We start from the raw sequence: 15019 nt of genomic DNA, 5'->3' as shown, positions 1-15019 counted from the left end.
TTAATCCTCCTGCACTGGTGGTCGTTTGAAAGCCCGCTCTATCTGGGCTGCCCGCTCCGAAGGGACGGTACATATCAGTTCGTCGCCCTCTTGAATTACCAGGGAAGAAAGGTTGAAATAGGGGTCACCATCGCGGCCAATATAGGCAACTTTGATATCCAGAAGTTTTTGGGTCTGCTGTAAAGACACCCCCACCCAGTCTTCACAAGGGAAAATGCGGAGCATCTTCACCTGATAAACCGAATCAGAATACGCCAGCTGGGTATCGTCCGGCAACATTAGTCGCAGCATTTCCGAAGCGGTCCACGATACCGGAGAGGTCGTGTTAATGCCCAGCTTGCGGTAGATTTCTGCGCGGCGAATATCGTAAATCCGGGCAACTACCCGATCAATCCCAAAAGTTTCGCGTGCGATACGGGCTGCCAAAATATTGGTGTTATCTCCGTTAGAGATGGCAGCGAAAGCATAAGCTTCCTCAATATTGGCACGCTCTAGTACTTCCCGGTCGAAGCCAATACCGGATACTTTTTGCCCGGAAAAATCAGTGGGAAGCTTACGGAAAGCGTCGGGGTTGGAATCGATGATAGCAACCGAATGTCCCTGTTCGTCCAAGGTCTGTGCGACTCTGGCACCTACTCGTCCCGAGCCTAAAACTACGAAGTGCATGGAAGTAGCGTAAACCTTTTCTGGGCTATTTTCAGCTTTCAAACCAGCAGAAACTATTAGTTTTGACTTAATAGTGGGATGATCGGGGGTGTGAAAGACGACAAAGAACGCTGGCAAACCCCAGCCCTGCGTAAGCCACAGCTGATGCGGGAAGGGCTATCGAAACGCTACGCCCTCCCAGTTTTTGCTTCGAATGCGCTGTCTTCGGTTTCCTACGCCCCGGATCAGATTCTGTTGACGCTAGGAGTAGGAGGAATCGTAGCCTCTGGTATTTCCCTCTGGGTGGGGGTAGCGGTTTTCGCAGTTATGGCGGTGGTGATTATTTCCTACCGTCAAGTAGTTTTGGCCTACCCGCGCGGAGGGGGCGACTACGAGGTGGCGCGGCAAAACCTGGGACAACCGGCCGCTTTGATTACGGTAAGTGCGTTGCTCGTTGATTATTCTTTGACGATTGCGGTTTCTACCACGGTGGCTGGGCGTTATCTTTCGTCTTTATTTCCCTCCCTTAGCGTCCACCCGGTTTGGGTGGCACTGGGAATAATAGTCATCTTGACGGGATTGAATCTTTCGGGGATGCGCGAGTCCGGAAAGCTATTTGCCATCCCCGCCTATCTATTTATGGCAGCTATTGCGCTGCTAGCCATCTTTGGGTTCGTAAAGGAAGCCCTGGGTACCTTAGGGCTGGCACCGACAGCGCAGATGGAAATCTTACCGGCTGCTCCCTACCAAGCGGGGCTTACCGGTCTGGGGGGATTGATCCTGTTTTTAAGGGCGTTTTCGGGCGGCTGTGTAGCCTTGACCGGAATTGAGGGAATCAGCAATGGGGTGCCGGCTTTTAGGAAGCCGCGCCCTAAAAACGCGCGGATAACCCTGGCGGTTTTTGCTGTGATAAGCGCGGCAATGATGTTTTCTATGCTGCACCTGGCGAAAGTGACGGGAGTAAAAGTTCCGGCTTTTGACTCCCAACTGCTCAGCGCGGATGGCCCGCTTGAGGCTAGAGAAGTACCTCCGGTGATTGCGCAACTGGCGAATACTGTTTTTTCTGGCTATCCAATAGTGGCTTCGCTGGTGATTATATTTACCGCTGTCATCTTGATCTTTGCTGCTCACAGCGCCTTTAACTGGTTTTCGCAACTTACTCAAGTGTTATCCCGGGACGGGTTTTTGCCGCCCCAAATTTTTCGGCGAGCAGATCGAAGTTCCCTCTCCCCAGTTATTTGTGTTCCGGCTTTGGTAGCCGCAATTCTGATCGTGGTTACCGGCGGTCAAGCCCCCAAGCTAATCCAGATGTACATTATTGGGGTTTTTATTTCTTTGACTGTTTCACAACTCGGGATGCTCAGATACTGGAACTCGAAACTGCGTTTACGGACTTTTGAAAAGAACCGGAAGATATTGCGCCGCCGTTGGCTGGTAAACGCGCTCGGTTTCTTTTGTACCGCCATGGTGCTGGTGGTAGTGACTGCTTCTCGGATTACCCGCGGTGCCTGGGTGGCTTTAGTCATGATGGCAATCGTTTTTGTTCTCTTGTGGAAGATTGGGAACTACTATCAGCGCTTAAGCGGGGAAACTGAAGTGGTTGATTTCGCTACTGCGCGCTCCTTGCCTTCCCGGGTACAAAGCCTGGTGCTGGTTTCTAGTCTCGACAAACCCACTATGCGAGCCATCTCCTATGCTCGTGCCTGTCACCCGTCCTCGCTGTCTCTTGTTCACGTAGAGATTGAAGCTGATGATTTTGCCCGTCTTAAAGACAGTTGGAGGCAAAGCGGGGTGGAAGTTCCACTGACGGTGCTGGCTTCACCCTTCCGGGATATTACCGGGCCGCTGCTGCAACATGTGCGCTCTTTGCGTCACCGCTGCCCCCGTGACCTGATAGTTATCTATATTCCCAGCTACCAGGTGAAATATCCTTGGCAAAAGTATTTACATAACCGATCTGTAGAGCGCCTCCGCCACCAGCTGCGGGCTATGCCGGGGGTATTAGTGGTGATGGTGCCGTGGAACTTCTCCCGAACCCGCAAGCAGGCGGATCAGCAAGGAGGGGGAGCCGCGTTGCTTCCTCCGGAAGAGTACCGCCAGTCTTCCCCAGTATTTGGAAGGAGAGCTCAAGATATTACCCGGGGAGCATTTGTGGGCGAGAATGACCATCTTCCCTGGATTAATGGTGTCCACGGTGGCTGGGGGATAGAACAGTCGTCCTCGGGTCGTAAATCTTCTGCCCCTGAGGATGTCCAGCCCGATTTTTCTGCTGATTTTTAAGATTGAGCATTAGCTTATGAGCGAAGTTTCCTTGCAACTATTGCGTCCGGTTCATGGCGGTTACTGCCTGGCGCACCGGGACGGTCAGACCTATATGGTGCGTTTCGGACTGCCCGGAGAGCAGGTAAAAGCTGTCCCGGTCGCTAAAAAAGGCAAAGTTATTTTTGCCGAGGTGAACGAAGTACTTGAGGCTTCGGAGCAACGGCAAACGCCGGTGTGGGCTCTGGGCGGGCCGGGAGGAAGTGGCGGGGCTGATCTTTGCCACGTGAAAGTGCCGTTCCAACGCATCTGGAAAGCTGAGGTGTTGGCGGATTGCCTGCGACGCCTAGGAGGAGAGGAAGTTTACGCGCAAGCATTAGCGGTAAGCGGGGGAGAGTTGAGCTGCCTAGGCGTAAGTAGTGGCTGCGTGGGCGCGGGTACTCAGGACGCATATTCGGCATCGGGAGCCGCGGGCGGTGCGGGAGCGGATAACCCTAGCGGTGAGGACGATCTGAGCGGCGAGGACGGTTTGAGGTATCGTCTGCGCGCAGATTTTGAGGTTAGTGCTGCCGGGCGCTTGGCGATGACTAAGTTCCGCGGGGAAGAACTGATAGAGATCGACAGTTTTCCCTTGGCAGATTCGGTGATCAGCGAATCATCTTTGTTTAGCGACCCCGCCAGTTGGAGCCAGGTTTTTACGCCCGGAGGGCGCATCCGGGCTTGGGCGAGTGCTAACGGGCTGAGAGTGTGGAATGGGCACGCCCTCTTTGACGAATCAGCTCAGCCGGTTGCAGAAAAGAATGTGCGTTTATCGGTTCCCGGTTTCGGGGACTACCTGGTGGCACCGAGCGGTTTCTGGCAGGCGCACCGCCAGGCGGCACGGATTTTAGGCCAGCAAGTAATGGCGGCGGCTACCAGCGACTACGAGCTAGATAGCGGGACACTTTCTGTTCCAGGTGTGGGGCAAGGACACGCTGGCAGTGACGCGGCAGGCGGGAGTGCCGAGGCTAGCGAGCATAGCGAGGCAGACGCTAGTAGCGACCGCCCGCTGACACCCGGGAACCGACGGTGGAAAGAAGTCCTGGAACTGTATTCGGGTGCCGGGCTGTTTTCGCGTCCGCTAGCTAGCATTCTGGACAGGGGAGGACGCCTCACAACTTTGGAGGGGTCAAAGCCGGCAGTGAAAATGGCGCGCAAGAACCTGTCGGGAGTGCCTGGACGCCTACAGATTCGCGCCGGCAGGGTGGATGCCCGGGCGCTTGCGGACTATGGCGGCAAAAGGAAGGCGTCGCCCCTGGTAGTGATGGATCCTCCGCGTAGCGGCGCGGGACAAAAAGTGATGGCAGCGCTGACGCGCCTAGAGCCGGAGAAGGTTATCTACGTGGCTTGCGATCCGGCAGCTCTAGCCCGCGACTTAAAAGTCGCCGTATCCCATGGCTACCAGATCGCGTCCTTGCAGGCCTACGATCTTTTCCCCCACACCCACCATCTGGAGAGTGTCTGCTTGATGGTAAAGACCAAGGGCTAAATGGAATAGAAAGGCTTGAGAATAAGGGGCTTCTAAAAACTATCCAGACTTGGACAGATGTTGGATTGTGTATTTGAGGTTGATGTATACGCAATTTTCATCTAATGCGCTATAAAACACATAAAAGAAACAAATCGGAATTTGAGGACAAAAATTTTTATGAATATTACCGTTTATCTTGGTGCAAATGAAGGGAATGACCCATGCTTAAGAAAAAAGTCGAGGAATTAGGTTCGTGGATTGGAAATAGCGGAAATTCGCTAATCTATGGTGGCTCTAAATCCGGACTGATGGGTATCGTTGCGGACAGTGCTTTGAATGCTGGAGGTGAAGTAATAGGTATTGAACCCAATTGTTTTATCGAAAACGAATTTCAGCATGATGGATTAACCAAGTTAATCGTGACGAAAGATATGACAGAGCGTAAAAACAAAATGATTGCGTTGGGTGACGCCTTTATCTCCTTCCCTGGTGGCACGGGAACATTGGAAGAAATTGCGGAGGTCATGTCCAAGGTGTCTTTGAAACAACTGGATGCACCCTGCATTCTTTATAACCTCAACGGTTACTACGACGATTTGAAAGCATTTCTGAATCATATGATTGAAAAAGGACTTTCCTCCAAAGAGCGCCAAGAGGGAATCTATTTTGCCGAAAATCTTGCCGAGATAAAAAGGATTCTAGAATTTTAATACCTTCGCGTGTGTAAGGAAATAATAAGGAATAGGTAAATAAATTTCCAAAGCTCAAAGAGTTGTATTACGAAGATACCGGATAGAGAGGGTTTAAACTGTCTGAACGGATTCTGTAACCTCCGGCTCCGAAGGCAGTGCACGTATTAATGATCGCGCCGATGTATCATTAAAAGGCTTAAGGATATGTTTCGAACAATCAACACTAAAATCGACTTTTTTGCTGCAGTCATTCCATGTGGTGAGTGTATATTTAATGCCAAAAATCTATAGCTGAACAGTAACGTAAAATAGTTTGGAGAATGGGGTAAGTGAATATAAAAGAAGAATTATTCGCCTTGCAGGATATTTCGTATGCGGATTTTCAGGCGAGATTGATCCCGAACATCCCTCGAGAGATGTTTATAGGAGTCAGAGTTCCCCAGGCTAGAAAGCTTGCCAAAATGCTTGCCAAGGAAGGGAAATCCTCGCAATTTCTGCGCGATTTACCGCATAAATACTATGACGAAAACATTCTCCACGGACTACTTCTTTCCGAAATCAGGGATTATGGTGCCTGCATTAAAGCGGTCGATCAGTTTCTGCCTTACGTAGATAATTGGGCTGTTTGCGATGTCTTGTCCCCAAAGATTTTCAACAAGCATAAAACAGCACTTTTGGGGAAAGTCAAAGAATGGTCAACATCGGATAAATCGTATACCTGTCGCTTTGGCATTAAGGTGCTAATGTCTTACTTTCTTGATGATGATTTTAGTCCTGCATATCTGGAAATACCCGCTTCTGTTAATAGCGAAGAGTATTACGTCCAAATGGGCATTGCCTGGTTCTTTGCAACTGCTTTGGCAAAGCAATGGGAAGCGAGCATTAAATATATTGAAGAGAACCGCTTAGATAAATGGACTCATAATAAGGCGATACAAAAAGCCCGTGAAAGTAAGCGTATTACACCAAAACAAAAAGACTATTTAAAATCTCTCAAACGGTAAAAATCAGTTTCAGTAGATTTTGAATCCTGCGCTTACCAGGTATTTCTCTTATCAACTGCCGTCATGGGATGCGCATACAGTAAGACTGTCTGATGTAGGGGTATTTTTTTGGTGATTTGAACGGGTTGTTTTGATCTCACGTGCGTAATGAAACACCTCAAGATCTGCCGACCTGCCTCTACTCCAAGAACCCGCCTTCGGACTTGCAGGCCTTCGACCTCTTCCCCCATACCCACCATTTCGAGTGTGTTGCTTTGCTGTCGAGAGGTTAGCAGGAGGGGTGGAGTATTGTTACCTTTGTATGGTAGGGAGCAAGGTTCTATCGTTAGAGGGATTAAGCCGTTTCCTGCGATTTTTGAGTGCGATTTGGCTTTTAATCTTACCGATGAGTGTAGTTTGCAAACGTAATTGCAATGCCAATGCAATGTTATATAATCATCGCAAGAAACAAGGGGTGGTTATATGGCAAAAACAGCTAACTTGTATACGCGTATTGATCCTGAACTAAAACAGCAGGCAGAGTATATATTGAATTCTTTGGGTCTTCCTCCTTCTAGTGCTATCACCATGTTTTATAAGCAGGTGGTTTTACAACAGGGGCTTCCTTTTGATGTGAAATTGGGGTACAGAGAGCCGCGTGATGTAAGTTCTATGACTCAAGATGAGTTGAATGGCGAGTTAGAAAAGGGATACAAGTCGGTTTTATCTGGTGATGTGAAGCCTGCGGATAAGGTGTTTGAATCTTTGCACAGGGAATTTGGCTTATGAGCTATGCAGTTTGCATATCACATGAAGCAGAAGAGGACTTACGTGGCATTTATGCATATATCACCTTTAATTTATTGTCACCTAAAAATGCTAGAGGACAAATAGACAGGATAGAAACAGCAATATTGGGTCTTAATCAGTTCCCTCTTGCGCATCGTTTAGTTGGCTTTGAGCCCTGGAGAAGTCGAGGTTTAAGGATCATGGCGTGCGATAATTTTCTTATTTTTTATTTTATTCGCGAAGGAAAGCAGGAAGTTGTGATTTCCCGTGTTCTTTATGGGAAACGGGATATTGAAAAACTTATGAATGGTGGTTAAACCTTTTTGCGATATTTTCCCATCGTAAAACGGGTGTACCAACTGTCGAGGGAAACACCAAGCCGGGGCGCAGTTGCCTGACACGCTTCCCGCAAGTACGTTTTCTCTGACCATGCCGATTCTCGACAAGGCAAATCACTCGATTCTTCGCGTTCTGATCAAATCCCTTGGGTGTAATCCAGATTGTCCCTCTACTCAAACGGAACAAAACCTGGAACTCTTCACCTGGCTGTTGTCTGCAGCTCAAGCATAAAACTTAATCCTCGGCATCTAGGTCTTTAAACAGTTCTTCAGGTGAGTTGTAGGTTTTGGTTTGAACCTTGCCGGAGAAAATATCGCGAGCTTCAGCTAAAGCAGCCAGGGTTTCAATATTGTAGCTTGGCTGCTTAATGGCGAAAGGAAAACCGCCTTCCATAATGGAGGTGCGTAAGAAAATGTTGATGGCATCAGTAATAGAAATGCCAAAGCTGCCAAATATATCTTCCGCATTATGCTTTACATCTGGTTCAATCCGGATGCTGATATTTGCAGTTTTAGCCATGGTTCTATGCCTCCTGATGCTTAAATGCTACTGAGTGTGTAAAACAGTTGCAATACAAATCTAGAAGTTATTTCCTCGTTGTGGCGTTAGGTTCAGGGCTCAGTGTCTCCAGGTTGAGTGGTTAATCTCGGAATAGGGAACTAGCTTATTTCTATTCTCAAGTCCTCCATAATTGCGGTCTTTACCAGCGCGTTCCGACGATTGGCGGCATTCTGGGCCGATGGTTGGCTGTAATTCGTTCCGATGATTGGCGCTAATCTGTTCCGACGATTGGCTGTAGCGGGGGAGTGGGCAGCCTCGCCCTCCGGTTTGTGAGTATCCCCAACTCTCGTAAATTGATAACCATTCTCATTACCGTTAAGATTTGTGAGTAAGTAAAAAGTCAGATCAAACCAAACTAGAAAGCCGTTAGGAATATCGTGCAAAAAAATAGACTAAAAGTACTGGTCTCTTCCATCATTGCCGCCGTTTTTCTGCTGTCTACGGTCGGATGTGCAACCAACTCTCAAAGCGTGAATGTGGGCAATAAATCCGAGTCGAAAAAACCCCTCCTGTATGCCACTTTCTTCCCGGTAGCCGATCTGACCGGCCGGATCGTCGGCGACAAGATGGAAGTCAAAACGGTTATTAGAGGCACGCAGGAACCTCACGATTTTGAACTGCAAACCAGCGATCGTGCGGAACTCTCAAAAGCCGATCTGATTGTTTACAACGGAGCCGGCATGGAAAGCTTTATTTCAGATTTACGCGAAGCAATCGGGAAAGACGAAAAATTCCTTGATTTATCGCAAGGACTAACGCTACTAAAAAACAAAGATGCCGCGCGCACTGATAACACCGCAATCAACCCTCACACTTGGCTGAGCGTAAAAAACGCGCAAATCGAGTTACAGACCATTTACGAAAAAGTAAGTGCTATTGACCCTGATAATGCCGGCTACTACCGGGAAAATCTAAAGAAAGCCCAAGAAAAGTTCCAGGCACTAGATAAAAAGTTCCAACAAGAAATAGCTAAAATCCCTGCTGAAAAACGTTACTTTGTTGCCTCCCATGCGGCCTTTAACTATCTGGCGGACGACTATGGGCTAAAACAGGTAGCAGTCACCGGAATATCTCCCGAGGACGAGCCCTCGGCTAACCAATTGGCTACGATTGCTGAATTCGTTAAAAAGCATCAAATCAGCACCATTTTCTTTGAAGGTAAAGCCACTCCGAAAGTAGCGGAAACTCTAGCGCGCACTACCGGAACGAAAACCGGAACTCTTTACACCATGGAGCACCTCACGAAAGAGGAAGAAAACCTGGGATACCTCGGGCTAATGCAGAAAAATCTCACTAACCTGATGGAATCCTTCCGATGAGTAAGGTACTGGAAATAGAAAAACTCCACTTTACTTATGGAGAATATCCGCTCTTGCAAGGAGTTGATTTCTCGCTGGCAGCCGGTAAGTTCGCGGCGATAGTAGGGGGAAACGGTGTCGGCAAAACCACCTTGATGAACCTAATTCTCGGAAAACTCAAAGCAGAAACAGGACAAATCCGGCTGTTTGAAGATTCGCTCAGCGTAGATAATCACTATCGCGACCTTGCCTACCTATCCCAAGAAGCTGTCAGCAGATACCGAAACTTTCCCACCACGGTTAAAGAACTACTAAAGATGTATTTAGCGCAGCTTAAACAGAAAACAGACCCGGAAGTGTTACTGGAAAACGTGGGGCTAACGGCGGTGCAAAATCATCGTTTAAGTGAACTTTCTGGCGGGCAATTGCAACGGGTAGGTCTGCTAGTGGCTCTGCTGAAACAGGCGCGCCTAATTCTTCTTGACGAGCCAACCGGTGGGGTAGACCAACAGTTCTCCCTAGAGCTATATCAGATATTGCGCCGGCAATGCCTAGCGGGCAACTCCGTCCTAATGATTACCCATCATCTAGCGGAAGCCGCCTTGTTTCTAGATGAAGCCTACCGCCTTGAAAGAGGAATCTTAACTCGCCTTCAGCTGGAAGAATATAAAAGGAGTGCCGGTGAATCTGCTTGCCTATGACTTCATGCAGCGCGCTTTTCTGGTAGGAACCATCCTGGCAGTACTTTTACCTCTAATCGGATTACCGATTGTGTTGAAGCGGCTGTCAATGATGGGGGATACGCTCTCGCATTCCTCTCTCGCGGGTGTAGCCGCCGGGTTAGCGTTCGGGTTTAATCCGCTAGTAGGTTCGGTGGTTGCCTGCGTAATTGCCGCTTTAGGGGTGGAGGCGCTGAGGGCTCGTTTGCGTGCCTATCAAGAAATATCTACCGTCATTATTTTGGCTGCCTCAATCGGGCTGGCGGGGATTTTCACCAGTTTCTCCGGTGGCTCTAGCGCCATCACCACCTATCTATTTGGCTCGATAGTTACCCTCGGTGACCTTGAGTTATATCTGGTGTTGGGGGTGGGGTTGGTAGTTTTGATCATTTACAAACTCCTGTACCGGCGCCTCTATCTCACCCTATTTGATACTGAAGTGGCCAGGTTACTGGGGATTAACTCCCGCAAGCTGAACTTTGTGTTCTCGCTGCTGGTGGCGCTGTCAGTCTCGGTAGCCGCTAAAACCATTGGGTCGCTGATAGTGTCCTCTATCCTGGTTATCCCCTCAATTTGCGCTATGCAATTGGCTAAAACCTATCGCGGTACGCTCCTAGTTTCGATAGGAGCCTCCCTCGTGTTCGTGTACGCGGGGCTAATTATCTCGTACTACCAAAACCTGCGCCCCGGCGCGGTAATCGTCCTCATATCCGTATTCGGGCTGCTTACGGCCTTAGTCTTTCGTAAAAAGTAAGGAGAAAAATGAAAATTAATAAAGTAATAATTGGGGTTGCAGTGGCATTAACCCTGGTGCTTACCTCAAGCGCATTCGCGCTGGGGCTGGCTTTTGGGGGCAGCAATGAATTTCAATCCCGAGGGAGTGGTATCTCCACTGCGGGAGGCGCGAGAGTGCAACCAAAAGAGCCCAAATATAAACAAGATGAAACCACTGAAGTGTTAGTAGACGCGGAAGTTGCTAACAATGAGATTGTAAGAGTCAGGAAACATGGAGATCACTGGCATGTATACACTAAGGACGGCCGGGAAATCATTACCTACACTGACCCTTCAAAAGCAAAGAATGCTGGTCAGCTAAAAGGGGCTGCGAAAGTAGTTTCTACTTCTCAACTGTCCTCGCTCGCGTCAAACGGGGTAGTAAAGATATTGAAACACGGTGATCACTACCATGTTTACACTGCTGATGGTCGAGAGTTTATTACCTATAGTGATCCGCGCTCTCTATACCCTGGGGTTGCGGTCGGAACTTATAACGGTAGTCACGGGAATGGAAAAGTAACCGTACCTAGCGTATGGTCACCGCGTCCGGCTGGCCCGTCCTCCCCATTTAACCCAGCACTTAGCTCCAAAGGAAACAAAGGTACCAGCGGTAGCCATACGAAACCGGCTCCGGGAGGAAAACTGCCGTTTGTGTCGGTCGTTTCCTTGCAGCAGCTGGCGAAACTGCCAATCGTGAAGATTTTGCAACACGGAGATCACTATCATGCCTACACCAAGGACGGGCAGGAATATATTACTTACGATAATCCTGTCAAGGTGTTCCCGCGAATCAAGATTGGGCAATACGCCGGATCGCATTCCGGTAGCGGGAGTGCAAGCAAGCCCGATAAAGGGCAAACCCCAAAGCCGGAAGCAGAGCCAAAGCCAAAGCCTAAACCGGGAAGTGGAAAACAAGACCCCAATGATCCGGAACGGGTAGTAAGAATTGAACGCCACGGTGACCATTGGCATCTGCACTTTGCCGATGGGCACGAGGGGATTAGTTATACAGATCCCTCCGCGCTATATCCCGATATTAAAATCACCGAATATCAGGAAGAAAAACCGAAAGATACTTCGCCGATTGAGGAAGATGAACGTTTCACTTATGACGAGGTAGAGGCGAAATTGATAGTCCCCTTGGAGTACATCACTTACGGCAATGTCACCCACACCACCCGGTATGACCATGAAAAACAGCGCTTTGTGATTCCTCATTACGATCACTACCACTACATGACTTTGGATACGATTATTCAGTTCGCCAAAGGTGGTAAAGACAATATGTTCCATGGCTACAGCGCCCGGCAGGTGGTTGCTACCTTGAAGTATTTGATAATGCACCCCGAAGCTCGCCCCAAAGGAGAAAACGGGTGGGGGAGCGCTGCCGAGGTTGCGTCCTAAGAGTTTCTAAGAATGCTTTCTGAAAAGTAACGTAAAAGAAAATTAGGTAAGGAAATTCTTTTATAAATCCTTGACGTTTAGGGATGTAATCGTGCCCGCGGGCTGAAGACAGAGTGACGCTCTATCTTCAGCCCGCGTATTCGTCCTCTCAGGTGGAAAGGATTATTTGCTCTCCGCTGCGCAGCTTTCTGTCCGCTCTAAGAGTCAAAAAGTTCTTAACACTGGCATTCGCGCGCTCCGCAAAGTATCTTGATATCAAGAGAAAATATTTTGATTCCCTGCGGGAGGTTGCAATGAGTTTGAACAGCTTTGGCGCCGCGACCCAGTTAAAAGTCGGCGATAAGAGCTATAAAATCTATGACCTGAAAGCGGTGCCCGGCACCGAAAAATTACCCTACTCCCTCAAAATCCTGGCAGAGAACCTGCTGCGTAACGAGGACGGGAAAAATATCACCAAAGAGCAGATCACGCAGATTGCGAACTGGGATCCGGATGCTCAGCCTAGCCAGGAAATCCAGTACAGCCCGGCTCGAGTCTTAATGCAAGATTTCACCGGTGTTCCCTGCATCGTGGATCTGGCGACTATGCGGGACGCGGTGGTGAACCTGGGCAAAGACCCTGACCTGATTAACCCGCAGGTGCCGGCGGAAATGGTTATTGACCACTCGGTGCAGATCGACGTATTCGGCTCTCAAGATGCCGTGGAAAAAAATATGGATATCGAGTATCAGCGCAACCAGGAACGCTACCAGTTCCTGCGCTGGGGGCAAGGCGCCTTCGAAAACTTCCGGGTAGTACCCCCGGGAACCGGGATTGTGCACCAGGTAAATATCGAATACCTGGCGCGGGTAGTATTCGCCGATAAGGACGAGGACGGCGCGCTGGCTTACCCCGATACTTTGGTAGGTACCGACTCCCACACCACCATGGTTAACGGCCTAGGCGTCCTCGGCTGGGGCGTCGGCGGAATCGAGGCTGAGGCAGCCATGCTCGGCCAGCCGGTATCGATGCTGATTCCGCGGGTAGTGGGCTTCAAACTGACCGGTGAAATCGCGCCGGGAGCCACCGCCACCGATGTGGTGCTCACCATTACCCAAATGTTGCGTGACCATGGAGTAGTCGGCAAATTCGTCGAGTTCTATGGCGAGGGAGTGGGGGCAGTTCCTCTAGCTAACCGCGCCACTATCGGCAATATGTCTCCGGAGTTTGGCTCTACTGCCGCTATCTTCCCGATCGATGAGGTCACTATTGACTACCTGCACCTAACCGGTCGCAGCGAAGAATCCTGCGCCCTAGTGCGCGAGTACGCCAAGCGGCAAGGACTGTGGCATGACCCTGCTCGCGAGGCACGGTATAGCGAATATCTGGAACTGGATCTGTCCACGGTAGTGCCCTCGATTGCCGGTCCGAAGCGTCCCCAAGACCGCATCGAACTGGCAATGGCTAAAGATTCCTTCAAGAAGATTTTGCCCGACTATGTTGCCGGCGATAAGACCATTGATCCGACACTTATGCGTCCTACCCGCCCCACCCAGGTGAAACTGGCCGGTGGGGAAGAAGTAGCCATGGATCACGGCAACGTGGTGATAGCCTCCATTACTTCCTGTACTAACACCTCGAATCCCTCGGTGATGATGGCGGCGGGTTTACTTGCCAAGAACGCCACTGAAAGGGGACTAACGCCTAAGCCCTGGGTGAAAACTTCGCTAGCTCCCGGTTCCCAAGTAGTACGCGACTACTACGAAAAGGCTGGTCTAATGCCGTATCTGTCGCAGCTGGGATTCGATATTGTCGGCTACGGCTGTACTACCTGTATCGGTAACTCCGGGCCGCTGCCAGAGGAAGTTCACAACACGGTAGCGGACGCAGACCTGACCGTGGTGTCCGTGCTGTCTGGTAACCGTAACTTTGAGGGACGGATTAACCCCGATGTGAAGATGAACTACTTAGCATCCCCGCCCCTGGTGATTTCCTACGCGCTCGCGGGAACTATGGATTTTGATTTTGAAACCGAGGCGTTGGGAACGGATAACCGCGGGAATCCCGTCTACCTGCGTGATATTTGGCCAGCTGCCGAAGAAGTAGAAAAAGCTATCGGTCAAGCTATCGATCGCGATATGTATCTGCAGGATTACCGCAGCGTATTCGAGGGCGATCACCGCTGGCAATCGCTGGAGGTACCCGATTCATCCACTTTTGCCTGGGATGATGACTCCACCTATGTACGCCGGGCACCTTTCTTTGAAGGAATGCCGGAAACCCCGGATCCGGTAGCAGACATTTCCGGAGCTAGAGTGCTGCTGAAACTAGGAGATTCGGTAACTACCGACCACATTTCTCCCGCAGGTGCGTTTGCCTCCAAGACGCCGGCTGGTCAATACCTAAGCTCCCACGGAGTGGAACGGCGCAACTTCAACTCCTATGGTTCGCGGCGCGGTAACCACGAAGTGATGATGCGCGGCACCTTCGCAAATATCCGTATCCGTAACCAGCTACTTGACAATGTCGAGGGCGGGTTCACCAAGGACTTCACCAAAGCGGATGCTCCGGTAGTGCCGGTTTACGACGCTTCGGTTTCCTACGCTCAGGCCGGCGTACCCCTGGTGGTGCTTGGTGGTAAAGAATACGGAACCGGATCTTCGCGTGACTGGGCCGCTAAAGGAACTTTGCTGCTAGGCGTAAAAGCGGTTATCGCGCGGTCTTTCGAACGTATTCACCGCTCCAACCTGATCGGGATGGGGATTCTCCCGCTACAGTTCCCCGAGGGCGAAAGCGCCGATTCTCTCGGTCTGGACGGGACTGAAACCTTCGATATTAACGGGATTACCCAGCTCAATGAGGGGATAACTCCGCAGGTTATGAAGGTGACCGCGACTAAGACGGATGGCTCCGTCGTAGAGTTTGACGCCACCGTGCGGATCGACACTCCCGGTGAAGCCCAGTACTACCGCCACGGTGGGATCCTGCAATACGTGCTGCGCAACCTAGTTGCCTAGGAATGCCATAACGCTTGTGCTCTGGGCACGGTAAAAGCGCTCGGAGG

General features: G+C 50.1%; 13 protein-coding genes. 11 read left to right on the top strand and 2 right to left on the bottom strand.

What is annotated here, in order from left to right:
- Positions 1-708 (bottom strand): potassium channel family protein, encoded by a 708-nt coding sequence (locus L0M99_RS03000; RefSeq protein WP_238127699.1) that lies wholly within the window; start codon positions 706-708, stop codon positions 1-3.
- Positions 709-756: 48 nt separating this feature from the next.
- On the opposite strand from L0M99_RS03000, the gene L0M99_RS02995 reads away from it, so the two are divergent.
- The 6 genes from L0M99_RS02995 to L0M99_RS02970 all read left to right on the top strand — a co-directional run bounded on the left by L0M99_RS02995 (position 757) and on the right by L0M99_RS02970 (position 7195).
- Positions 757-2925 (top strand): APC family permease, encoded by a 2169-nt coding sequence (locus L0M99_RS02995; protein ID WP_238127698.1) that lies wholly within the window; start codon positions 757-759, stop codon positions 2923-2925.
- A gap of 16 nt (positions 2926-2941) precedes the next feature.
- Positions 2942-4432, top strand: a complete 1491-nt coding sequence (locus tag L0M99_RS02990) for a class I SAM-dependent RNA methyltransferase (protein WP_238127697.1) — start codon at positions 2942-2944, stop codon at positions 4430-4432.
- A gap of 203 nt (positions 4433-4635) precedes the next feature.
- Positions 4636-5124, top strand: coding sequence for a TIGR00730 family Rossman fold protein (locus tag L0M99_RS02985; RefSeq protein WP_238127696.1), 489 nt, complete (start codon positions 4636-4638; stop codon positions 5122-5124).
- A gap of 311 nt (positions 5125-5435) precedes the next feature.
- A complete protein-coding gene (locus L0M99_RS02980) occupies positions 5436-6110 on the top strand; it encodes a DNA alkylation repair protein (RefSeq protein ID WP_238127695.1) in 675 nt (224 codons plus the stop codon).
- A 462-nt stretch (positions 6111-6572) separates the two neighbouring features.
- Complete coding sequence (locus L0M99_RS02975) at positions 6573-6878, top strand: type II toxin-antitoxin system RelB/DinJ family antitoxin (RefSeq protein ID WP_238127694.1); 306 nt, start codon at positions 6573-6575, stop codon at positions 6876-6878.
- A complete protein-coding gene (locus tag L0M99_RS02970; RefSeq protein ID WP_238127693.1) occupies positions 6875-7195 on the top strand; it encodes a type II toxin-antitoxin system RelE/ParE family toxin in 321 nt (106 codons plus the stop codon). The genes L0M99_RS02975 and L0M99_RS02970 overlap by 4 nt, the downstream gene beginning before the upstream one ends.
- Before the next feature lie 256 nt (positions 7196-7451).
- Here L0M99_RS02970 and L0M99_RS02965 read toward each other — a convergent pair whose 3' ends face one another.
- Entirely contained in the window at positions 7452-7736 is a 285-nt protein-coding gene (locus L0M99_RS02965) for a type II toxin-antitoxin system RelB/DinJ family antitoxin (protein ID WP_238127692.1), read from the bottom strand.
- A 419-nt stretch (positions 7737-8155) separates the two neighbouring features.
- Between L0M99_RS02965 and L0M99_RS02960 the strand changes: the two genes are divergently transcribed.
- The 5 genes from L0M99_RS02960 to acnA all read left to right on the top strand — a co-directional run bounded on the left by L0M99_RS02960 (position 8156) and on the right by acnA (position 14972).
- On the top strand, positions 8156-9097 hold the full coding sequence (locus L0M99_RS02960) for a metal ABC transporter solute-binding protein, Zn/Mn family (RefSeq protein WP_238127691.1): 942 nt from the start codon (positions 8156-8158) through the stop codon (positions 9095-9097).
- Complete coding sequence (locus L0M99_RS02955; protein WP_238127690.1) at positions 9094-9777, top strand: metal ABC transporter ATP-binding protein; 684 nt, start codon at positions 9094-9096, stop codon at positions 9775-9777. Before L0M99_RS02960 ends, L0M99_RS02955 begins: the two co-directional genes overlap by 4 nt.
- Entirely contained in the window at positions 9758-10549 is a 792-nt protein-coding gene (locus L0M99_RS02950; protein ID WP_238127689.1) for a metal ABC transporter permease, read from the top strand. The genes L0M99_RS02955 and L0M99_RS02950 overlap by 20 nt, the downstream gene beginning before the upstream one ends.
- Before the next feature lie 8 nt (positions 10550-10557).
- On the top strand, positions 10558-11976 hold the full coding sequence (locus L0M99_RS02945; protein ID WP_238127688.1) for a hypothetical protein: 1419 nt from the start codon (positions 10558-10560) through the stop codon (positions 11974-11976).
- Between the two features lie 293 nt (positions 11977-12269).
- Entirely contained in the window at positions 12270-14972 is a 2703-nt protein-coding gene (acnA, locus tag L0M99_RS02940; protein ID WP_238127687.1) for an aconitate hydratase AcnA, read from the top strand.
- Positions 14973-15019: the final 47 nt, after the last annotated feature.

This window comes from Varibaculum cambriense (assembly GCF_022133705.1).
Taxonomy (GTDB): Bacteria; Actinomycetota; Actinomycetes; order Actinomycetales; family Actinomycetaceae; genus Varibaculum; species Varibaculum cambriense_A.
The sequence above is the reverse complement of the archived record's forward strand: the minus strand, read 5'-3'. Positions and strand labels throughout refer to the sequence as shown.